Below are 21,426 nucleotides of genomic sequence, written 5' to 3'. Positions count from 1 at the left end.
CCGCGCCGCGGGTTATATTTATCGTTATGGATATACAAAAACTGCAACGCGCCATCATCGACGCCCTCGAGGACGTCAAGGCGCAAGACATCAAGGTGTTCAACACCAGCGAGCTGACCAGTCTGTTCGACCGCGTCATCATCGCCAGCGCCACCTCCAACCGCCAGACACGGGCGCTGGCCTCCAGCGTGGCCGATCGCGGCCGTGCGCTCAAACTGACCGGCATCACCGTCGAAGGCGAAGACACCGGCGAATGGGTCGTGGTCGACCTGGGCTACATCGTCGTGCACGTCATGCAGCCCGCCATCCGCCAGTACTACAACCTCGAAGAGATCTGGGGCGGCAAGCCGGTACGCGTCAAACTGCTGCCCGAATCGACGCGGCCCGCCATGCCCGGCGCCGGCGCGCTGTAACCGGCGGGGCGATGAAACTCATCGTCGCCGCGGTCGGCACCCGCATGCCCGGCTGGGTCGAAACCGCCTGGGATGACTACGCCAAACGCCTGCCCGCCGACTGCGCGCTCGAACTGCGCGAAATCAAGCCCGAACCGCGCACCAGCGGCAAGACGCCGGCGCAAATGATGGCCGCCGAAGCGCGCCGCATCGAAACGGCGCTGCCGCCCGGCGTGCTGCGCATCGCGCTCGATGAGCGCGGCCGCGACCTCACCACCGTGGCGCTGTCGCAGCAACTCGAAAAATGGCGCGCCGGCGGGCGCGACGTCGCCTTCCTGGTGGGCGGCCCCGACGGCCTGGACGCCGCCCTCAAGGCCTCCTGCGAAGGCCTGCTGCGCCTGTCCTCGCTGACGCTGCCGCACCCCATGGTGCGTGTGCTGCTGGCCGAACAGCTCTACCGCGCCTGGGCCATCATGACCAACCACCCCTATCACCGCGCCTGAACGGCCCGCCGATGTCCGACGCCACCCTTGCCGCCGATCCGCCCCGCCTCTACCTGGCCTCGGCCAGCCCGCGACGCCGCGAACTGCTGCTGCAGATCGGCCTGACACACACCGTGCTGCGCGTTCCGGCGCCGCCCGGCGAAGACGAACCGCAACATCCGGGCGAAGCCGCGTGCGACTACGTCCGGCGCACTGCCCGCGACAAGGCTGAGCGCGGCCAGGCGTGGCTGCACAGTCAGCAGCTACCCGACCTGCCGCTGCTGGCCGCCGACACCACCGTCATTCTCGACGGCATCGTACTGGGCAAACCCGCCGACCGCGCCGACGCGCTGCGCATGCTCGCGGCCCTGTCCGGCCGCGAACACGAAGTCCACGCCGCCGTCGCCCTCTGCCACCAGGGCAGGCTGTACGAAGACGTCTCCATCACGCGCGTGCGCATGCGCGCGCTCGAACAAGCCGAACTGCAACGCTACTGCGACAGCGGCGAACCCTACGGCAAGGCCGGCGCCTACGGCATACAGGGCCTGGCCGGCGCCTTCGTCTCGCATATCGCGGGCAGCTACACCGGCGTCATGGGCCTGCCCATCTACGAAACCGCCGCCCTGCTGCGCAGCGCCGGCATCGCCGTACCCTGAGCGACGCCGGCGGCGCGCGGTCACCAGCTGTAGCGATACCCCAGCTGCAAGGTCCAGGGCGCCTCGAACCGCGCGCCCTTGGCATACTCGTAGTCGGCGTACAAGGCATGCCGCTTGCCCAGCAAGGCGCCCACCCCCACGCGGGCCTCGGCGAATCCGCCGCGCGAACGCGTGACATGCCTGATGCCGTTGGTGTAGACCGCGTTATCGGCCCCCAGCTCCTGGGCCCAGCCCAAGCGCGCATAGGGTTCAACGATATTGCCATTGGCCAACCTCATCTGCCGGCCCGCCTCCGCCCCGGCGCGCAACACCCATGAATGCGCGCCGTCGGCGCGCACGCGCAGGCCATTGCTGGCCTCATAGCGGCTCCCGCCGGCGTGGAACCACGCCACCGAAGCCTGCGGCTCGACATACCAGCCGCCATCGATATCGATACGGCGCCCGCCGCGCAGCAACGCGCCCAGGCCGTGGCTGCGGTGCTTGGCATCGACCCGCTTCAGGTCGGTCGTGCGAATGTCGAAACCATGCCGAAAGCGGTTGTACTTGACCACGCCATCCACATACGAGCCCGAATCATTCAGGTAGGAGACATACGCGCCGACGTGCGCGCTGTGCACATGCCCGGCGCGGTATGCGCCGCCATCGCGCCGGGTCTCGCTGTAGCCGGCCAGCATGCCGACGGACCACGCCGTCGTTGCGCCGCCGGCCACCCGCCTGTCGAGGCCCAGCTCTATTCCGCTGACGGTCTGCTTCTGCCAGGGTCCGTAACCGGTATCGAGCCTCTGGCGCTGGCTCAGGCCGCGCGCCCAGAATCCGCCCGGCGACCCGATCGAATGCAGGCCGCTCATATGGCGCAGCAACACGTCCATTTCGGCCTGCCAGATGCGCTGCGACGCCGCGATCGCCATCGCATTCACGGCGGCGGTCGCCGTGGTGGACAACTCGTTGGTCGGCGTCAGCTGCCAGGTGCGGGCCTTGTCGGCCTGCGCCTCGCTCGCGGTCAATTCGTACTGGCGCGCACCCGCGTCCACCCGTCCCCCCATGTTGCCCAGCGTGAACGCCGTATGGCCTTGTTCGTCTTCGATCAGCGGCACCTTGGTCGCGCCGCTCTCGGTGCCATCATCCGTGTTGTTGACCACCAGCACCTGCCGGTCGCCGAATCCCTGCGGCGCCACCAGCACATCGGCCGTGCCGCTGGGCAAATGTGCATTCATGACTATCGTGCCCGTACCGGAAATGCCCTGCGTCGCGACCAGTGTCTTGAAAGCGCCCTTGGGCTGCGCAGGTGGCGCAAACGCCAGCGTGCCGCCCTCCAGCTTGACCTCGGCCACCCGGGAATCGCCCGTCACGGTCCAGACGCCACGATCGAGCAATCGCACCGTATGGACCGCGCCGTCCGTGCGGCCCGCCCACGTCCCCCCGTCGGCGAGCGCCACACGAACCCTGGCCTGCTCGGGCGAACCGTCCGGCTGCTGCGCCTCTGGCGCAATGTCGCCCAATAGCTGCGCCCGGTCCTTGATGTCGAGGTTCAGGACCGACCGAGGGTCGATCAGCCTGATCGCCGTCGGCTGGTCCGACGACAGGCGTGCGCCGTTGAGCAGGGACACATTACTCTCGCCGTCGACCTCCAACCCGGCCGCGCCGTGGCCATGGACCACGCTGCCGTCCACCGTAAGATGCCCGCTTTCCAGCAGCGCCGCGGCGCCGTCTCCGGTGCTCTCTACCAGTGAACCCGCCCGCACCATCGCGCTGCTTCGCGTCACCACCAGGCCATGAGCCCCTTGCCCGTCGGCCCGCACCTGCGCATGCGCCAGTTCGACCTCGCTGTGCGCAGCGACGTCCACGCCATGCGAGGCCTCGCCGACGGTCCTCAATACCGTATCGCGGAACTGCGCGGAACCGCCAGCCAGCAGCCATGCAGCGGGCGAATTCGCGCCGGAGGTCGACAACGCGCCGCCGTTCATGCTGACGTGCGTACCCGCGTCCTCCACCTGCAAGGCGGGCGCGGTATCGCCCTGCGTCGTGACCCGCGTACCCGTCAACGTCCCCTGCATGCCTTCCTGCACATAGATCCCGACGACTTCCAGGCCCCGGGCGGTAATATCCGAGCCCGACAACGTGAAGCTGCCGGCATCCTGCGCATGTATCGCGGAAACGCCTGCCCCGTTGACCTGAACCACCAGCCCCTGTGCGTTCAACTGTGCGCCTTGCCACAGCACCACCGCGGGCGCCTGCTGGCCGGCCGTCTCCAGCGCCACGTCATTCAAGGTGGCGCTGGCAGGCCCTGAAAGCTGCAGGGCGAAACTGTCATCGCCGCGCGTGCGCACCGTCGTCCCGGACATGGACAAACGCGTGCCTCCTCCTCCCTGTGGCTCGTGGACAGAGACGCCCAATGCCCCGGTCCCGGAAGTCTCGATGATCAGGTTCTGCAAAAAGACCGACGCGCCCAGCGCGGTGTTGTCCGGTGCATTCTCCGTGCCGACCCGCAAGCCCTGGGCCTGGTTGCCGCTCGTCCGTATGGTGCCGCCCGTCACCCGAACCTCTGCCGTGCGGCCAGTCACGTTGATACCGTGCTCGGACGCCTTGGTCGTCGCTATGGCGACATCGCCCAGAAACGCCGCGCCGCCATCTATTCGCTGCGCTGCCGTGACAGCGGCGGCGCCGGCGACGTCCAGCAGGCCCAGCATCAACGCAGCGCCCGCCGAAATTTGAAAATGTATTGGGTGGCGTCCGCCTGCGCCGTACCATCCCCTCGCTTGTCCTGCCATCTCAACACCTCTTGGCTAGAAAGGAATTGAGTAACCAGGCACAAAAAGACGATTGACAGAAAACGCCTTGGCCGCCTCGATATCAATCGATGCAACACGGCGGTAACGGACCACTCAAACCTGAAAAATCCCCAAGCGCGATTCCACAGCGTGTGTCTGTCCCCGCAGGGGGACTGACACACGCTGCAGGCGGTTCGTCAGAAGATGGGGATGTCTGCAGGTGCCTGTCCCCCTGCGGGGACAGGCACCCGGGCCGCAGGTATCCTTCCCCCCGCAGGGACAGGCCCCCCGGCCGCGGCTGTCGTGCCCGTTGCGGGGCCAGCCGCCTGGGCGTACCCCCAAAAACAAAACCCCGCGAGCCGTGAGGCTGCGGGGTTTTGAGCAATAAAAGCCTGACGATGACCTACTTTCACAGATGTACATCCACTATCATCGGCGCGAAGGCGTTTCACTGTCCTGTTCGGGATGGGAAGGAGTGGGACCACCTTGCTATGGTCGTCAGGCGTAACCGGCTAAGCGGTTGACGCAGGGTCAACGGCTTGAATTTGGAAGAAGCACAGCGTGCGCCTGGCAGTCGGTTGGGACTGGCAGCGACGCGGGTTGCGTGTGTATGTTGTGTTGGTATGAACGGCGCTGGCGCTTACTGTCCAGCGGTAATAATTAAGACTTGAGAGTTATAGGATCAAGCCTCACGGGCAATTAGTATCGGTTAGCTTAACGCATTACTGCGCTTCCACACCCGACCTATCAACGTCCTGGTCTCGAACGACCCTTCAGGGGGATCTAGTCCCCGGGATACCTAATCTTCAGACGAGTTTCCCGCTTAGATGCCTTCAGCGGTTATCTCTTCCGTACTTAGCTACCCGGCAATGCCATTGGCATGACAACCGGTACACCAGAGGTACGTCCACTCCGGTCCTCTCGTACTAGGAGCAGGCTCCGTCAAGTATCCAACGCCCACGGCAGATAGGGACCAAACTGTCTCACGACGTTTTAAACCCAGCTCACGTACCTCTTTAAATGGCGAACAGCCATACCCTTGGGACCGGCTACAGCCCCAGGATGAGATGAGCCGACATCGAGGTGCCAAACACCGCCGTCGATATGAACTCTTGGGCGGTATCAGCCTGTTATCCCCAGAGTACCTTTTATCCGTTGAGCGATGGCCCTTCCATTCAGAACCACCGGATCACTATGTCCTGCTTTCGCACCTGTTCGACTTGTCAGTCTCACAGTCAAGCACGCTTATGCCATTGCACTATCAGCACGATTTCCGACCGTACCTAGCGTACCTTCGAACTCCTCCGTTACGCTTTGGGAGGAGACCGCCCCAGTCAAACTGCCTACCATGCACTGTCCCCGATCCGGATAACGGACCAAGGTTAGAACCGCAAACAAACCAGGGTGGTATTTCAAGGATGGCTCCCTCGAATCTGGCGACTCGAGTTCTGCGCCTCCCACCTATCCTACACAGGCCGGTTCACAGTCCAATGCAAAGCTACAGTAAAGGTTCATGGGGTCTTTCCGTCTAGCCGCGGGTAGATTGCATCATCACAAACACTTCAACTTCGCTGAGTCTCAGGAGGAGACAGTGTGGCCATCGTTACGCCATTCGTGCAGGTCGGAACTTACCCGACAAGGAATTTCGCTACCTTAGGACCGTTATAGTTACGGCCGCCGTTTACCGGGGCTTCGATCAAGAGCTTGCACCCCATCACTTAACCTTCCGGCACCGGGCAGGCGTCACACCCTATACGTCGACTTTCGTCTTTGCAGAGTGCTGTGTTTTTAATAAACAGTCGCAGCCACCGATTCTCTGCGACCCCTTCATGCTCAGCGCGCAGGCGCTTCACACTACCAGGGTATACCTTCTCCCGAAGTTACGGTATCAATTTGCCGAGTTCCTTCTCCTGAGTTCTCTCAAGCGCCTTGGAATATTCATCCCGTCCACCTGTGTCGGTTTGCGGTACGGTCTCGTACAGCTGAAGCTTAGAGGCTTTTCTTGGAACCACTTCCAATCACTTCGCGAGACTTGCTCGCTCGTGCCACACCCTTGATTCTCGCGCCCGGATTTGCCTAAGCGCCATCTTCAATGCAGCAACAGGGACGTCCAACACCCTGATGACCTTCCGCGATCCGTCCCCCCATCGCACTGTACGACGGTGCTGGAATATTAACCAGCTTCCCATCAGCTACGCATCTCTGCCTCGCCTTAGGGGCCGACTCACCCTGCGCCGATGAACGTTGCGCAGGAAACCTTGGACTTACGGCGAGGGGGCTTTTCACCCCCTTTATCGCTACTCATGTCAGCATTCGCACTTCTGATACCTCCAGCAGCCTTTACAAGCCACCTTCGCAGGCTTACAGAACGCTCTCCTACCGCGCGCACTAAAAGTGCACACCCGCAGCTTCGGTTTATCGCTTAGCCCCGTTACATCTTCCGCGCAGGACGACTCGATCAGTGAGCTATTACGCTTTCTTTAAAGGGTGGCTGCTTCTAAGCCAACCTCCTGACTGTCTATGCCTTCCCACTTCGTTTCCCACTTAGCGATAATTCGGGACCTTAGCTGGCGGTCTGGGTTGTTTCCCTCTTGAGTCCGGACGTTAGCACCCGGTGCTCTGTCTCCCAAGCTGTACTTGCAGGTATTCGGAGTTTGCCATGGTTTGGTAAGTCGCCATGACCCCCTAGCCATAACAGTGCTCTACCCCCTGCAGTAATACTTGAGGCACTACCTAAATAGTTTTCGGAGAGAACCAGCTATTTCCAGATTTGTTTAGCCTTTCACCCCTATCCACAGCTCATCCCCTAGTTTTTCAACACTAGTGGGTTCGGTCCTCCAGCACGTGTTACCGTGCCTTCAACCTGGCCATGGGTAGATCATCTGGTTTCGGGTCTACACCCAGCGACTGGACGCCCTATTCGGACTCGCTTTCGCTACGCCTTCCCTATTCGGTTAAGCTCGCCACTGAATGTAAGTCGCTGACCCATTATACAAAAGGTACGCCGTCACCCCATAAAGAGGCTCCGACTGTTTGTATGCATACGGTTTCAGGATCTATTTCACTCCCCTTCCGGGGTTCTTTTCGCCTTTCCCTCACGGTACTGGTTCACTATCGGTCGATCACGAGTATTTAGCCTTGGAGGATGGTCCCCCCATCTTCAGACAGGATTTCACGTGTCCCGCCCTACTTCTCTTACGCCTAGTTCCACACTCTGCATTTCGTCTACAGGGCTATCACCTGCTACGGCCGGACTTTCCATTCCGTTCGACTATGCAAAATGCTAAATCGTAAAGGCTCTTCCGATTTCGCTCGCCACTACTTTCGGAATCTCGGTTGATTTCTTTTCCTCGAGCTACTGAGATGTTTCAGTTCACCCGGTTCGCCTCCACTGGCCTATGTATTCAGCCAGGGATACCGCTTGCGCGGTGGGTTTCCCCATTCGGATATCTGCGGATCAATGCTTGTTTGCCAGCTCCCCGCAGCTTTTCGCAGGCTACTACGTCCTTCATCGCCTGTGATCGCCAAGGCATCCACCATATGCACTTAGTCGCTTGATCCTATAACACTAAAGTCTTATAGGTGCTGTTCATTCGCGCTTGTGCCGTTCATAAGTTCAAAGCATCTGACCAAACGCTTGCGCGCCCAGCCAGTTCTTGAGACTTGGAACAAAATCATGCAATCACAACCCGTATCCGTCTTCATCGACTCGCGCCGACTACTAAACGAACACTTTACGTTGTGCTTCTTCCAAATTGTTAAAGAACATATATAGCTGTCGGGCCAAAACCCAACGCTTAACACTGACTCGCAGCACTAAGCGTTGCTCTCTCGCCTTCTGGTCTCGCCCCACACCCATCCTCTGGACAGGCTTTGGTGGAGGTGAACGGGATCGAACCGATGACATCCTGCTTGCAAAGCAGGCGCTCTCCCAGCTGAGCTACACCCCCATTTCCCTCTCAGGAAACCTTGGTGGGTCTGGTTGGATTCGAACCAACGACCCCCGCCTTATCAAGACGGTGCTCTAACCGACTGAGCTACAGACCCGCGAAACCTTTCTCTCTCGGATCAGCAGCCACCGATCCAGCAGCTATATAACAACAACCGATAAGCGTGGACACTTGACACGAGCACTCAAGCTCTTAAAGGAGGTGATCCAGCCGCACCTTCCGATACGGCTACCTTGTTACGACTTCACCCCAGTCATGAATCCTACCGTGGTAATCGCCCCCCTTGCGGTTAGGCTAACTACTTCTGGTAAAACCCACTCCCATGGTGTGACGGGCGGTGTGTACAAGACCCGGGAACGTATTCACCGCGACATGCTGATCCGCGATTACTAGCGATTCCGACTTCACGCAGTCGAGTTGCAGACTGCGATCCGGACTACGACCGGGTTTCTGGGATTGGCTCCCCCTCGCGGGTTGGCAACCCTCTGTCCCGACCATTGTATGACGTGTGAAGCCCTACCCATAAGGGCCATGAGGACTTGACGTCATCCCCACCTTCCTCCGGTTTGTCACCGGCAGTCTCATTAGAGTGCCCTTTCGTAGCAACTAATGACAAGGGTTGCGCTCGTTGCGGGACTTAACCCAACATCTCACGACACGAGCTGACGACAGCCATGCAGCACCTGTGTTCCGGTTCTCTTGCGAGCACTCCCAAATCTCTTCGGGATTCCAGACATGTCAAGGGTAGGTAAGGTTTTTCGCGTTGCATCGAATTAATCCACATCATCCACCGCTTGTGCGGGTCCCCGTCAATTCCTTTGAGTTTTAATCTTGCGACCGTACTCCCCAGGCGGTCAACTTCACGCGTTAGCTGCGCTACCAAGGCCCGAAGGCCCCAACAGCTAGTTGACATCGTTTAGGGCGTGGACTACCAGGGTATCTAATCCTGTTTGCTCCCCACACTTTCGTGCATGAGCGTCAGTGTTATCCCAGGAGGCTGCCTTCGCCATCGGTGTTCCTCCGCATATCTACGCATTTCACTGCTACACGCGGAATTCCACCTCCCTCTGACACACTCTAGCCCGGTAGTTAAAAATGCAGTTCCAAGGTTAAGCCCTGGGATTTCACATCTTTCTTTCCGAACCGCCTGCGCACGCTTTACGCCCAGTAATTCCGATTAACGCTTGCACCCTACGTATTACCGCGGCTGCTGGCACGTAGTTAGCCGGTGCTTATTCTGCAGGTACCGTCAGTTGCACAGGATATTAGCCCGTGCCGTTTCTTTCCTGCCAAAAGTGCTTTACAACCCGAAGGCCTTCATCGCACACGCGGGATGGCTGGATCAGGGTTGCCCCCATTGTCCAAAATTCCCCACTGCTGCCTCCCGTAGGAGTCTGGGCCGTGTCTCAGTCCCAGTGTGGCTGGTCGTCCTCTCAAACCAGCTACGGATCGTCGCCTTGGTAGGCCGTTACCCCACCAACTAGCTAATCCGATATCGGCCGCTCCAATAGTGCGAGGCCCGAAGGTCCCCCGCTTTCCCCCGTAGGGCGTATGCGGTATTAGCCACGCTTTCGCGTAGTTATCCCCCGCTACTGGGCACGTTCCGATACATTACTCACCCGTTCGCCACTCGCCACCAGGCCGAAGCCCGTGCTGCCGTCCGACTTGCATGTGTAAAGCATCCCGCCAGCGTTCAATCTGAGCCAGGATCAAACTCTTCAGTTCAATCTCTGTGTGTGGACCCTGATCGAAACCAGGATCCGTATCGCTTGCTCAAAGGAAGTGAGGTTTAAAAAACCTTACTTCATTCAGTGAGCACTTGATAATGCTTTGCTTTCGATGACGACCGTAGCCACCACCGTGCGCTCGCACCAAGTGCCCACACTTATCGGTTGTTAAATTGTTAAAGAGCGGTCCTGCCAACCGGCCTTCCGACCGGCGCTGCGTTTTCAGCAGCAGAGAAACGAGATTATGAAGAAGTTTTTTCAGCTTGTCAAGTCGGCCTCGCCTGCTCCGCACCTGACTCACCCCCTTCCTCAAGGCCTGCGCCTCTCACCTGGCACTTCTCGAAACCCCAGCACCCGCGCCGATCGGCATCAGGGTTAACCCTTAGGTTTCGGCAACTGCCAAGCCCGAAACTATAACACGACTTTTGCAGAATTTGCAACCCGAAGGCAGCGATTCGTTAACCGTCGTGCAACAACACCTGCCAGAACCCCGGGAACCGCCACATCGGCATAATCCCGCCCGCCCTGCCCCGGTGCTGCCCGCGCCTCCTGCCCTGGCTTGCCGGCTCCCGCACCTGGGCGGAGATCCTGCAAACCGCATGATTCGCGGTTCCGGCTTCGCATCCGGGACAACCCGAACTGCGAAGGGGGCGAACTATAGCACAACTATAAACCCGCTGCTTGCGGAGTTCCTGTACCCTAGCTGTGAAGATTCAATAGGTTGTATGCATGGTTCATCCGAACCGGATTTGAGAAACTGGAAATCGCCGACCCCCCAGTTCACTCAAGGAGCCCGGCCGGATGAACACCCATAAGCATGCCCGATTGACCTTCCTACGTCGACTCGAAATGGTCCAGCAATTGATCGCCCATCAAGTTTGTGTGCCTGAAGCGGCCCGCGCCTATGGGGTCACCGCGCCGACTGTGCGCAAATGGCTGGGCCGCTTCCTGGCTCAGGGCCAGGCGGGCTTGGCCGATGCGTCCTCGCGCCCGACGGTCTCGCCCCGAGCGATTGCGCCGGCCAAGGCGCTGGCTATCGTGGAGCTGCGCCGCAAGCGGCTGACCCAAGCGCGCATCGCCCAGGCGCTGGGCGTGTCAGCCAGCACCGTCAGCCGCGTCCTGGCCCGCGCCGGTCTGTCGCACCTGGCCGACCTGGAGCCGGCCGAGCCGGTGGTGCGCTACGAGCATCAGGCCCCCGGCGATCTGCTGCACATCGACATCAAGAAGCTGGGACGTATCCAGCGCCCTGGCCACCGGGTCACGGGCAACCGACGCGATACCGTTGAGGGGGCCGGCTGGGACTTCGTCTTCGTGGCCATCGATGACCACGCCCGCGTGGCCTTCACCGACATCCACCCCGACGAGCGCTTCCCCAGCGCCGTCCAGTTCCTCAAGGACGCAGTGGCCTACTACCAGCGCCTGGGCGTGACCATCCAGCGCTTGCTCACCGACAATGGCTCGGCCTTTCGCAGCCGCGCCTTCGCCGCGCTGTGCCATGAGCTGGGCATCAAGCACCGCTTTACCCGACCTTACCGCCCACAGACCAATGGCAAGGCCGAACGCTTCATCCAGTCGGCCTTGCGTGAGTGGGCTTACGCTCACACCTACCAGAACTCCCAACACCGAGCCGATGCCATGAAATCCTGGCTACACCACTACAACTGGCATCGACCCCACCAAGGCATCGGGCGCGCTGTACCCATCTCCAGACTCAACCTGGACGAATACAACCTATTGACAGTTCACAACTAGCCAATCCCTCGCATCCTTCTATCTATAAGCTGACCTGCCCACAATGACGGAAGACATCCTGATCAACGTTACCCCGTTTGAGACCCGCGTCGCCCTGGTGGAGCAAGGCGCCGTGCAGGAACTACATGTAGAGCGCAGCGTCCAGCGCGGCCACGTGGGCAATATCTATCTGGGCCGCGTCGTGCGCGTGCTGCCGGGCATGCAGAGCGCCTTCATCGATATCGGCCTGGAGCGCGCCGCCTTCATCCATATCGCCGACCTGCGGGAGAACCGCAGCGAACGCAGCCAGGGCCAGACGCCCACGCCGATCGAGAAGCTGCTGTTCGAGGGGCAGACCCTGATGGTGCAGGTCATCAAGGACCCGCTGGGCACCAAGGGCGCGCGGCTGTCCACGCAGATCAGCATCGCCGGACGCATGCTGGTGTACCTGCCGCACGATCCCCACATCGGCATTTCGCAAAAGATCGATTCCGAGTCCGAACGCACCCAGTTGCGCGAGCGCCTGCAGGCGCTGATGCCGCCGGAGGAGAAAGGCGGCTTCATCGTGCGCACGCAGGCCGAAGGAGCCACCGACGAGGAAATCGCCGCCGACCTCGAGTACCTGCGCAAGCTGTGGGCCAGCGTGCAAGCGGCCGCGCGCAGCCAGCCCGCCCCCACGGCCCTGCACCAGGACCTCACGCTCGGCCAGCGCGTATTGCGCGACATGGTCGGCCCGCATACCGGCACCATCCTGGTCGATTCGCGCAGCACCAGCAGCGCCCTGCAGGAATGGGCGCGGGTGTATACGCCTTCGGTGGCCGAGCGCATCCGCCACTACAGCGGCGAGCGCCCGCTGTTCGACACGGCCAACGTCGACGAGGAAATCGCACGCGCGCTGTCGCGCCGGGTCGACCTCAAGTCGGGCGGCTACCTGATCGTGGACCAGACCGAGGCATTGACCACGGTGGACGTCAATACCGGCGGCTTCGTGGGCGGGCGCAACTTCGACGACACCATCTTCAAGACCAACCTGGAAGCCGCGCAGGCGATCGCGCGCCAATTGCGCCTGCGCAACCTGGGCGGCATCGTGATCCTGGACTTCATCGACATGGAAGACCCGGACCACCGCGAAACCGTGCTGGCCGAACTGAAAAAGGCGCTCTCGCGCGACCGCACGCGCATGACGGTCAACGGCTTCACCCAGCTGGGACTGATCGAGATGACGCGCAAGCGTACCCGCGACTCGCTCGCGCACCAGCTGTGCGAGCCGTGCCCGATGTGCCAATCGCGCGGCAATGTGCGCACCGCGCGCACCGTGTGCTACGAGATCCTGCGCGAGATCCTGCGCGAGGCGCGCCAGTTCAATCCGCGCGAGTTCCGCATCCTGGCCGCGCAGGGCGTGGTGGACCTGTTCCTGGAAGAGGAAAGCCAGCACCTGGCGATGCTGGGCGACTTCGTCGGCAAGCAGATCTCGCTGGAAGTCGAGAGCCAGTATTCGCAAGAGCAGTACGACATCATTCTGATCTAGCGCATCGGGCCCGGCATGCAGCGGCCGGGTTCTTCAATAGCGCCGCGGGTACGAACCCAGCACGCGCAGCTCGCCCTGCCGGGCCAGCAGGCCGGCCAGCGCGTCATCGCGGACGTGGCCGGCCACTTCGACCACATAGCGATGGGCATCGAGCGTCTTCCTGGCGGGGCGCTCGTAGATGGTCAGGATCGGCACCCCGGCCTGCGCGAAATCGGCCAGCAGCGGCGCCAGCCGGGCATCCGGGATGCAGGCCAGCAGCGAGGTCTTGTCCTTGCCGGTCGGCGCCGGCATGTCGCGGCCCAGCACCCACCAGCGCGTCACGTTGTGGGGCCCCTCTTCGATGCCATCGGCCAGCGAGACCAACTGATAGACGGATGCCCCGACCCTGGGGCCGAACGATGCCTTGTCCTGCGTGGCACTGGCGGCCACGGCCTGGGCCGCGGCCCCGCCGCTGGCGGCCGGCACGCGCCGGGCGCCGGGCATCTCGCGCTCCAGCCAGGGCCGGACCTCTTCGAAAGCAACGGGATGGGCATGCACTTCCTTGATGTCCTCGCGCCGCGTGCCGGGACGCGCCAGCAGGCTGTAGCCCAGCATCTTCGGGTACTCGGCCACCACGACCACGCGGGGCAGCGCCAGCACGTCTTCCATATAGGGCGTGAGCCCGACCACCGAGGTGGCGACCGGCACGCAGGCCCGCTCGACCTTGCCGTCCGCGTAGGCGGCGAACAAGGCTTCGCGCGACAACGGCACCAGGCCGTCGGCGCCGTACAGGTCCAGGCAGGCCTGGTGGGTCCACGACCCGGCCGGGCCGAGATAAGCGGTGCGGGCGGCCATGGCCGGGCTCTGCGTTGCGGTCAGAGCGGCCGGGCCGGCCACGGCGCGCGCAATGCCGATGGCATCGCTCCCCCTCGCGGCCCCTGCCGGACGGCGGTTCACGGCGCATCCACCAGCACGGCGCGGATGTCGCGGAAAATCGCCTGCCATTCGGACTCGTCCATCTCCATCAGGCCGAAAAAGCGCAGCAGGAAGGCGCCCTCCGTGGCCAGCACGGCCAGCCGCGCGCGCCGGCCCGCTTCGGTATCGACGTCCAGGCCGTCGAGCCGGCTGCGATACCAGGACCGGGTGCTGCCCAGCAATTCGGGCGCCTGGATCAGCGCGGCAAGCAGGCTGGCCGCCTTGGCATTGGATGTGGCGTCGGCGCGACGGGTGGCCTCGGCGTGGGCGCGCACCCGCCCGCGCGGCGAGGCATCCTCGCCGAGCACCGCCTGGAACAGTGTTTCGTAGGCCTTGTCCCAACGCTCGAACAGCGCCTCGATCATGGCGTCCTTGCTGCCGTAGCAGTACTGGATGCCGCCCTTGGTGACCCCCATTTCCCTGGCGACCGCGTCGATGGTCAGGCCCTTGGCGCCGTCGCGCACGACGATGGTTTCGGCCGCGTCGAGCACCTTGTCGCGGTCAATGCTGCGTTTTCGTCCCATGCGGGCCTCTTTTCAATACATACGTATGGATTTATATTATAGGCACGCCCGTTCCGGCGTGACTTTTTTCAAGGCATTCCATCATGCGGCCTCAAAACCGTTGGCTGGTGCTGGCCATCATCGCCAGCGCCCTCTTCCTGATCACGGTCGATACGACTGTACTGTATGCGGCATTGCCCCGCCTGACCCACGACCTGCATGCCTCGGCAGCGGAAAAGCTGTGGATCATCAACGCCTATCCGCTGGTGGTCACCGGCCTGTTGCCGGCCATGGGCGCCCTGAGCGACCGCTGGGGGCCGCGCGCCACGTTCACCAGCGGGCTGGCGGCATTCGGCGCGGCCTCGTTGTGCGTGGCCTATGCGCCCTCGGCCACCCTGCTGATCGTCGCGCGCGGCCTGCTGGCGATCGGCGCGGCGCTGATGATGCCCGCCACCCTGGCGATCCTGCGCCATGTGTTCACGGACGCGCGCGAACGCGCCCTGGCCATCGGCGTATGGGCCGCCATCGCCTCCGGCGGGGCGGCCCTGGGGCCGGTGGTCGGCGGCGTGCTGCTGGAGTATTTCTGGTGGGGCTCGGTGTTCCTGATCAACGTCCCCGTGGTGCTGGCCCTGCTCTGGCCGGCGTGGCGGCTGGTGCCGGCGGGGCAGCCGGCGGCCCATCGTCCCTGGGACCTGGGCGCGGCCGTGCTGATCATGACCGCGCTGCTGGGACTGGTGTTCGGGCTGAAGGAACTGGGCAAGCCTGCACCGGGCTATGGCGTGGCCATGCTTGCGGTAGCGGTGGGCGCCGTGGCGATGACGCTGTTCGCGCGCCGCCAGCGCGGCCAGGCCGAGCCGATGATCGACGTGGGAATGTTCCGCGACGCCGGATTCAGCCGCGGCGTCGCGGTCGCCCTGATCGCCATGCTGACGCTGGTGGGCGTGGAGCTGGTGCTCAGCCAGCGGCTGCAGCTGGTGCAGGGCATGACGCCGCTGCAGGCCGCGCTGCTGCTGTTGCCCGTGCCGCTGGCGGCGGCCGCGGCCGGACCGCTGGCCGGCCTGTGGCTGGGCCGCGCGGGCGAGCGCCGCGTCATGGGTACCGCGCTGGCCCTGGCCGGCGTCGGGGCGGCCGGCATGGTCGTCGGCACCGAGTGGCCGCTGGCCGGCCAGATGGCGGTGCTGGCCCTGCTGGGCGCCGGCCTGGGCGGCGCCATGACCGCCGCCTCGACCGCTGTCATGCTGCACGCGCCCGCCGACCGCGCCAGCATGGCCGCCTCGATCGAGGAAGTGGCATACGAACTGGGCAGCGTGCTGGGCGTGACGCTGTTTGGCAGCATCATGACCACGGTCTACACCCGCACGCTGGTATTGCCGGCCGATGCGCCGGCCGCCGCGCAGTTGCGCGACAGCCTGGACCAGGCGCTGGCCGCCGCCGAAACCATGGCGCCGCAATGGGCGCAACAGGTGTTGCCGATGGCCTACCAGGCGTTCGACCATGCGTACGCGGTCGTGGCAGCGACCGCCGCGGCGCTGCTGGCAGGCGCGGCGCTGCTGACGCAGGCCCGCCGGCGCGGGCCTCAGTCCTCGCGGAACTGCATGTTGTAGAGCGAGGCGTACAGGCCGTTGGCGGCCAACAGCTCGCTGTGCGGCCCGTGCTCGACGATCTTGCCGGCGTCCAGCACGATGATGCGGTCGGCGTTCTGCACGGTGGACAGCCGGTGGGCGATGACCAGCGTGGTGCGCCCGCGCATCAGCCGCTCCAGCGATGCCTGCACCTGGCGCTCGGATTCGTTGTCCAGCGCCGAGGTCGCCTCGTCGAGGATCAGGACCGGCGCGTTCTTGATCAGGGCGCGGGCGATCGCCAGGCGCTGGCGCTGGCCGCCCGACAGGCGGGCGGCATTCTGGCCCACCGGCGTGTGGATGCCCAGCGGCAAGCCGTCGACGAACTCCAGCAGGTTGGCCGCGGCCAGCGCGTCGCGAACGCGCGCGTCGTCGACGGTGCCGCCGGCGCCATAACCCACGTTGGCGGCAATGGTGTCGTCGAACAGCACCACGTCCTGGCTGACCAGCGACAGATGCGAGCGCAGGCTGCGCAAGGTGAGATCCTGGATGGGCACATCGTCGAACAGGATGTCGCCGCCATCGGGCAGGACAAAGCGCGGCAGCATGTTGACCAGAGTGGTCTTGCCGCTGCCCGAGCGTCCGACCAGGGCCACGGTCTGGCCCGGCTCGACCAGGAACGACACGGCGCTGACGGTATCGCGATCGGCGTCCGGGAAGCGATGGCTGACCGCACGGAATTCGACCTTGCCGCGCACCGGTTCGGGCAAGGCGCGCGTGCCGGCGTCGGCCTCGGGCGTCTGGTCCACCAGGGTGAACACGCTTTCGGCGGCCACCAGCATTTTCTGCATTTTGCCGGCCAGGTTGGTCAGGCGCTTGATCGGATCGAAGATCTGCGCCAGCGCGGCCATGAACGAGGCGAAGCTGCCGACGGTGAGCGCGCCGCTGTTGGCCTGGCTGAGGGCCACGGCGATGACCGCGCCCACGGCGACCGAGATGCACACCTGCGTGAGCGGCGTGAGCGCCGCGTCGGCGGTGGCGCTGCGCATCGCGAAGCGGCGCAGGCGCGAGTTGACGAAGTCGAAACGGCGGCGCTCGGCGTCATAGCCGTCAAACAGCTTGATGACACGCTGCCCGTCGATGCCCTCGCTGACCACGCGGGTGAGCTCGGCGTTCATGTTGACGGTTTCGCGGTTGATGCGGCGCAGCCGGCGCGTGAAGGCGCGGGCGATGCCCACCGACACCGGCAGCATGACGAGGATGATCAGCGTCAGCGCCCACGACATGTACAGCAGCACGCCGATCAGGGCGATGACGACCAGGGTTTCGCGCACCAGCACCGTGATGACGTCGGTGGCGTAGCCGGTGACGTTGCCCGCGTCGATGGTGAAGCGGTTGAGCAGGCGGCCGGTGTCGCCGCGCTTGAAGTCGGCATCGGGCAGGCCCAGCAGCCGCTCGAACATCTCGCCCCGGATGCCGCGCAGCACGTTGTTGGCCACCCAGGCCAGCAGGTAGTCGCTGAAGAAATTGCAGATTCCGCGCAGCAGGATCAGCCCCACCACCGCCAGCGGCAGGAACCAGACATAATGCGGCTTGGCGCCCGAGAAGCCATCGTCGAGCAGCGGCTTCATGATGACTGCCAGCGTGGGCTGGGTCGCGGCGGCGCCGGCCATCAGCAGGACGGCCAGCACCAGCCCCTTCCAGTAAGAGCCTACGCGGCTGTAGACCCGCTTCCAGAGTTCGGCCTTGACCGGCTGGGAGCCGGCGGGCGCATTGCGTGCGGCAGAATTCAAGGAAACACTCGCTTTAATACAATCGTGCCCGGGATTGTACCGTCGGCCACCCGCCGCCCGACAACCGTCCGGCCGACCCGGCCGCCACGCCAGCATACCACGCACACTCCGATGACCACCATTTCGTGCATTTATGTCCGCCTGCCCAACTGGATCGGCGATGTTTGTATGAGCCTGCCCAGCCTGCGCACGCTGCAGGACAGCGGCGCGCCGCTGGTCGTCTGCGCGCGCCCCTGGGCGCGCGACCTGCTGGCCGGCGTGCCGAAGCAGGATTTCCTGCCCATGACCGGCAAGGTGCTGCGCGACCGGGCCACGGTGGCCGCGCACCGGCGCGCCCTGGGCGGCGGCGCCGCCACGCGCGGCCTGCTGCTGCCGGACTCGCTGTCGAGCGCCGCGGTGTTCCGGCTGGCCGGCATACCCTGCGCGGGCTACCGCGACGACGGCCGCAGTCCGCTGCTGCGCTGGCCGGTGGACAAGCCCGGCGCCAGCCTGCACGCGGTGCAGTCGTGGCACTACCTGACCCGCGCGGCCCTGCAGCGCTGGGGCCTGCCGGCCGGGCCCGTCGAGCCGGGCGCGCTGCTGGACCTGCCGCTGACGCAGGCGCATCGCGACGCGGCCGGGCAATTGCTGCAGGCGCAGCAGCTGGCCGGCCGGCCGTTCGTGCTGATCGCCCCCACCGCCACCGGCCTGCACAAGGGCAAGGTCAAGGTATGGCCGGGCTTCGACGCCTTGACCCGCGCCCTGCAGGAACGCGGCCAGACCGTGGTAATGTGCCCCCCACCGGCCGAAGTCGCCGAGGCCCGCCGCAACGCGCCCTCCGCCACGCTGCTGCCGCCGCTGGGGCTGGGCGCCTTCGCGGCCCTGGCGCAGCGCGCCGCCCTGGTTGTGTGCAATGATTCAGGCGTGTCCCATGTGGCGGCGGCGGTCGATGCCCGCCAGTTGACGCTGTTCGGCGTGACCCGCCCGGGGCGCACCGGCCCGTGGTCGCCCCGGGCGGTCTGCCTGGGCTCCGAAACACGCTGGCCAGGGCCAGAACAAGTAATGGAAAAATCGCTCGAACTACTGAGCGGCGCGTAAACCCAACCCGACATGGCCATATCGAGTTTCCTCACCAATCTGATCATTCCCCTGAATCTGTGCCTGACGCTGGTCGTCCTCGGCCTGGTGCTGGGCCTGTTCCGCCTGCGCAAGACGGGTGCGGCCCTGATCGCCGGCGGCCTGCTGTGGGCCTTGGCCTGGTCGCTGCCGGCCACCTCGCTGTGGCTGGGCGGGGCGCTGGAGTCGCGCTACCCGCACCTGCCTCCGGACCAGTCGCCCACCGCCGACGCCATCGTGGTGCTGGGCGGCAATACCGCCAATGGCCGCGCCAACTGGTTCCTGCCGTATGACAAGGAAACCGCGGTAGTGCGCGTGGACACCGCCACCGAACTGTTCCAGGCCGGCCGCGCGTCCAAGGTGGTGCTGTCGGGCGGCGCGCTCGAGGGCGACATCAGCGAAGCGCGCGGCATGGCCTACCGGATGCGCCAGCATGGCGTGCCGGAAAGCGCGCTGATCCTGGAGAACGCCAGCCGCACCACCTACGAGAACGCGGCGCTGACGGAAGACACGCTGCGCCAGCACGGCATCCAGAAGGTGTTGCTGGTGACCTCGGCGCTGCACATGCCGCGCGCCATGGCGGCGTTCTCCAAGCAGGGCGTGCAGGCCATCGCCGCCCCCGCGCCGCCGCAGATCGTAGCGCCGGCCGACGGCTCGCTGTCGCCCTGGCTGCCCGACCAGCGCAGCTTCGACGCCAGCCGCTCCATCATCAAGGAATACGCCGGCCTGTTCGTCTACTGGCTGCGCGGCTGGGTGTAACGGCATGTCCGCCACGCTATCGTGCCGGCCCGGCTGCGGCGCCTGCTGCATCGCGTCATCCATTTCGAGCCCCATCCCGGGGATGCCGCAGGGCAAGCCCGCCGGGTCCAGATGCGTGCAGCTCGACGACGACATGCGCTGCCGGATTTTCGGCCATCCCGACCGGCCCGACGTCTGCTCCTCGCTGCAACCGAGCACCGAACTGTGCGCCGACGACCGGGAGCAGGCCATGACCTGGCTGCTGAAACTGGAAGAACTTACCTTGCCGGCGCGCTGAGGGAGCGACACCTGTGGCAAGGGTGCCTGTGTCCCCGGACGGGAGCTGACATCCGCGGCGAGGTGTGCCTGTCCCCACTGGGACAGGCACACCGCAGTGTTGACGGGCGCCGATACCGCAGACGTCAGCCGACCGCGCGTTCGCGCAACAGGGTTTCGTACAAGGTCTCGTAGCGGGCGGCGACCGCCTCCCAGCTCTGCGCGCGCGCCAGCGCCAGGCCGGCGGCCGACAGCGCGGCGCGCAGGGGCGCGCCATCGCCGATCGCGGCCACCGCGCGCGCCACCTCGGCGCCGTCGCGCGGGTCGCGCAGGATCAGCGCATCACGGCCATCGGCCAGATACTGCGCGAAACCGCAATAATCGGCGCTGCTCACCACCACGGGCAAGCCATGCGACATGGCCTCCAGCGGCGCCATGCCGTAGCTGTCGTTGAGCGTCGGGTGCACGTAGATGTCGGCCGCCTCGTAGTAAGGCGCGACACCCGGCGTGGGGTCGACGAGGCGGACGCGGCCATCGGCCAGCCCGCTGTCGCCGACGCATTGGCGCGCCGGACCATCGGCGCCGACCACCAGCAGGCGGTAGCGGGCCGGCAAGTGCGCCAGCGCGGCCAGCAGCGCCGGCAGCCCCTTGCGCAGCGGGTTGCGCGCCACCAGCAGGCAGACCAGGTCGTCCTCGCCCCAGCCCAGCGCCGCGCGCGTGGCGGCCCGGCGCGCCGGGTCTGACGGCGCGGGCAGCTGGACGCCAGGCGGGATCGTCTCCATGGGCAGGCCCACGCCGTAGGCGTCGCGCATCTGTTCGACGATGAGCTCGGACACCGCCACCACGCGCTTGCCCGGCCGTTGGGCCACGCGGGCCTTTTCCAGCGCGAGGTAGGTGGCCACCCGCGGACTGGTCCAGGCCGTCAGGCGCCGGCGCAAGCCCGGCCGGCACAGCCAGTTGTAGCGCACGGGCGTGACGTGCATGACCTGCACATCGCCCGCTCCCCCGTTCATGTGGGAATGGACGATGTCGAAGCCGGCGCGCGTCAGGCGCGCGGCGCGCCAAGCGAAATACAGCACCCGCAGCCAGCTGGGCAGGCGGCAGCTGACACGCACCGGCAGAAAGGGCAAGGCGAGGTCGCTGTCGTATTCGCGCGCCACCACCGTGACGTCGTGCCGCCGCGCCAGGATCCGCATCAATTCGACGCCATAGGCTTCGGCGCCGCCGAAGCGATTGCCGAACCGGTCGACCAGCAGCGCAATACGCAAACGTCG

14 protein-coding genes, 2 tRNA genes and 3 rRNA genes are annotated in these 21,426 nt (G+C 64.7%); 9 read left to right on the top strand and 10 right to left on the bottom strand.

Annotated elements, in window-relative coordinates:
* Positions 1-26 precede the first annotated feature (26 nt).
* From rsfS to BN118_RS03880, 3 genes are read left to right on the top strand one after another with little or no spacing between them, the layout of a single operon-like run.
* Positions 27-413, top strand: coding sequence for a ribosome silencing factor (gene rsfS, locus BN118_RS03890; RefSeq protein ID WP_003813196.1), 387 nt, complete (start codon positions 27-29; stop codon positions 411-413).
* Between the two features lie 11 nt (positions 414-424).
* Positions 425-895, top strand: coding sequence for a 23S rRNA (pseudouridine(1915)-N(3))-methyltransferase RlmH (rlmH, locus tag BN118_RS03885; protein WP_003813199.1), 471 nt, complete (start codon positions 425-427; stop codon positions 893-895).
* A gap of 11 nt (positions 896-906) precedes the next feature.
* Entirely contained in the window at positions 907-1,530 is a 624-nt protein-coding gene (locus BN118_RS03880; RefSeq protein WP_010930865.1) for a Maf family protein, read from the top strand.
* 20 nt (positions 1,531-1,550) lie between these two features.
* On the opposite strand, the gene vag8 is transcribed toward BN118_RS03880, so the two are convergent.
* From vag8 to BN118_RS03850, 6 genes are all read right to left on the bottom strand, one after another.
* Positions 1,551-4,298, bottom strand: a complete 2,748-nt coding sequence (gene vag8, locus BN118_RS03875) for an autotransporter Vag8 (protein WP_014905541.1) — start codon at positions 4,296-4,298, stop codon at positions 1,551-1,553.
* Positions 4,299-4,688: 390 nt separating this feature from the next.
* Positions 4,689-4,801: ribosomal RNA gene (rrf, locus tag BN118_RS03870) — 5S ribosomal RNA — on the bottom strand.
* 175 nt (positions 4,802-4,976) lie between these two features.
* A 23S ribosomal RNA gene (locus BN118_RS03865) occupies positions 4,977-7,858 on the bottom strand.
* Between the two features lie 314 nt (positions 7,859-8,172).
* Positions 8,173-8,248: transfer RNA gene (locus BN118_RS03860), tRNA-Ala, on the bottom strand.
* A 20-nt stretch (positions 8,249-8,268) separates the two neighbouring features.
* A tRNA-Ile gene (locus BN118_RS03855) sits at positions 8,269-8,345 on the bottom strand.
* Positions 8,346-8,442: 97 nt separating this feature from the next.
* Positions 8,443-9,973: ribosomal RNA gene (locus tag BN118_RS03850) — 16S ribosomal RNA — on the bottom strand.
* The 16S, 23S and 5S rRNA genes sit together here with 2 tRNA genes alongside, the layout of an rRNA operon.
* 803 nt (positions 9,974-10,776) lie before the next feature.
* Between BN118_RS03850 and BN118_RS03845 the strand changes: the two genes are divergently transcribed.
* Both BN118_RS03845 and rng read left to right on the top strand, forming a co-directional pair.
* The gene (locus BN118_RS03845) at positions 10,777-11,727 is read left to right on the top strand and encodes an IS481-like element IS481 family transposase (protein ID WP_005012808.1); all 951 of its coding nucleotides are present in this window, start codon (positions 10,777-10,779) and stop codon (positions 11,725-11,727) included.
* Positions 11,728-11,770: 43 nt separating this feature from the next.
* Positions 11,771-13,234 carry a ribonuclease G gene (gene rng / locus BN118_RS03840; RefSeq protein WP_010930867.1) on the top strand — a complete coding sequence of 488 codons (1,464 nt, stop codon included), beginning with the start codon at positions 11,771-11,773 and terminating at the stop codon, positions 13,232-13,234.
* A 33-nt stretch (positions 13,235-13,267) separates the two neighbouring features.
* Here the strand turns inward: rng and BN118_RS03835 are convergent, their stop codons facing one another.
* Positions 13,268-14,170 (bottom strand): prephenate dehydratase, encoded by a 903-nt coding sequence (locus BN118_RS03835; RefSeq protein WP_014905540.1) that lies wholly within the window; start codon positions 14,168-14,170, stop codon positions 13,268-13,270.
* Positions 14,167-14,712, bottom strand: a complete 546-nt coding sequence (locus BN118_RS03830; RefSeq protein WP_003813206.1) for a TetR/AcrR family transcriptional regulator — start codon at positions 14,710-14,712, stop codon at positions 14,167-14,169. Before BN118_RS03830 ends, BN118_RS03835 begins: the two co-directional genes overlap by 4 nt.
* Before the next feature lie 83 nt (positions 14,713-14,795).
* Between BN118_RS03830 and BN118_RS03825 the strand changes: the two genes are divergently transcribed.
* The gene (locus tag BN118_RS03825; protein ID WP_010930869.1) at positions 14,796-16,295 is read left to right on the top strand and encodes an MFS transporter; all 1,500 of its coding nucleotides are present in this window, start codon (positions 14,796-14,798) and stop codon (positions 16,293-16,295) included.
* Here BN118_RS03825 and msbA read toward each other — a convergent pair.
* Positions 16,268-18,139: a lipid A export permease/ATP-binding protein MsbA gene (gene msbA / locus BN118_RS03820; RefSeq protein WP_010928167.1), complete on the bottom strand. Its 1,872-nt coding sequence runs from the start codon at positions 18,137-18,139 to the stop codon at positions 16,268-16,270. The two genes, BN118_RS03825 and msbA, sit on opposite strands and share 28 nt — an antisense overlap.
* 15 nt (positions 18,140-18,154) lie before the next feature.
* Here msbA and BN118_RS03815 point away from each other — a divergent pair, with 15 nt between their 5' ends.
* The 3 genes from BN118_RS03815 to BN118_RS03805 are packed head-to-tail and all read left to right on the top strand — an operon-like array spanning position 18,155 to position 20,174.
* On the top strand, positions 18,155-19,120 hold the full coding sequence (locus BN118_RS03815) for a glycosyltransferase family 9 protein (protein ID WP_010926806.1): 966 nt from the start codon (positions 18,155-18,157) through the stop codon (positions 19,118-19,120).
* Between the two features lie 12 nt (positions 19,121-19,132).
* Positions 19,133-19,897: a YdcF family protein gene (locus BN118_RS03810; protein ID WP_010930871.1), complete on the top strand. Its 765-nt coding sequence runs from the start codon at positions 19,133-19,135 to the stop codon at positions 19,895-19,897.
* 4 nt (positions 19,898-19,901) lie between these two features.
* Positions 19,902-20,174 carry a YkgJ family cysteine cluster protein gene (locus BN118_RS03805; protein WP_014905539.1) on the top strand — a complete coding sequence of 91 codons (273 nt, stop codon included), beginning with the start codon at positions 19,902-19,904 and terminating at the stop codon, positions 20,172-20,174.
* Positions 20,175-20,298: 124 nt separating this feature from the next.
* On the opposite strand, the gene BN118_RS03800 is transcribed toward BN118_RS03805, so the two are convergent.
* Positions 20,299-21,420 carry a glycosyltransferase family 4 protein gene (locus BN118_RS03800; protein ID WP_010930872.1) on the bottom strand — a complete coding sequence of 374 codons (1,122 nt, stop codon included), beginning with the start codon at positions 21,418-21,420 and terminating at the stop codon, positions 20,299-20,301.
* Positions 21,421-21,426 lie beyond the last annotated feature (6 nt).

The organism is Bordetella pertussis 18323, assembly GCF_000306945.1.
GTDB classification, from domain to species: domain Bacteria; phylum Pseudomonadota; class Gammaproteobacteria; order Burkholderiales; family Burkholderiaceae_B; genus Bordetella; species Bordetella pertussis.
Note: the sequence above shows the minus strand (reverse complement) of the source record. Positions and strands in the feature narration are given on the sequence as shown.

Coding starts and splice junctions, on each gene's coding strand:
- BN118_RS03880 (WP_010930865.1), top strand. CDS start 907: ATGTCCGACGCCACCCTTGCCGCCGATCCGCCCCGCCTCTACCTGGCC.
- BN118_RS03810 (WP_010930871.1), top strand. CDS start 19,133: ATGGCCATATCGAGTTTCCTCACCAATCTGATCATTCCCCTGAATCTG.
- BN118_RS03815 (WP_010926806.1), top strand. CDS start 18,155: ATGACCACCATTTCGTGCATTTATGTCCGCCTGCCCAACTGGATCGGC.
- BN118_RS03830 (WP_003813206.1), bottom strand. CDS start 14,712: ATGGGACGAAAACGCAGCATTGACCGCGACAAGGTGCTCGACGCGGCC.
- vag8 (WP_014905541.1), bottom strand. CDS start 4,298: ATGGCAGGACAAGCGAGGGGATGGTACGGCGCAGGCGGACGCCACCCA.
- BN118_RS03825 (WP_010930869.1), top strand. CDS start 14,796: ATGCGGCCTCAAAACCGTTGGCTGGTGCTGGCCATCATCGCCAGCGCC.
- BN118_RS03845 (WP_005012808.1), top strand. CDS start 10,777: ATGAACACCCATAAGCATGCCCGATTGACCTTCCTACGTCGACTCGAA.
- rsfS (WP_003813196.1), top strand. CDS start 27: ATGGATATACAAAAACTGCAACGCGCCATCATCGACGCCCTCGAGGAC.
- msbA (WP_010928167.1), bottom strand. CDS start 18,139: ATGCTGGCGTGGCGGCCGGGTCGGCCGGACGGTTGTCGGGCGGCGGGT.
- rng (WP_010930867.1), top strand. CDS start 11,771: ATGACGGAAGACATCCTGATCAACGTTACCCCGTTTGAGACCCGCGTC.
- BN118_RS03805 (WP_014905539.1), top strand. CDS start 19,902: ATGTCCGCCACGCTATCGTGCCGGCCCGGCTGCGGCGCCTGCTGCATC.
- rlmH (WP_003813199.1), top strand. CDS start 425: ATGAAACTCATCGTCGCCGCGGTCGGCACCCGCATGCCCGGCTGGGTC.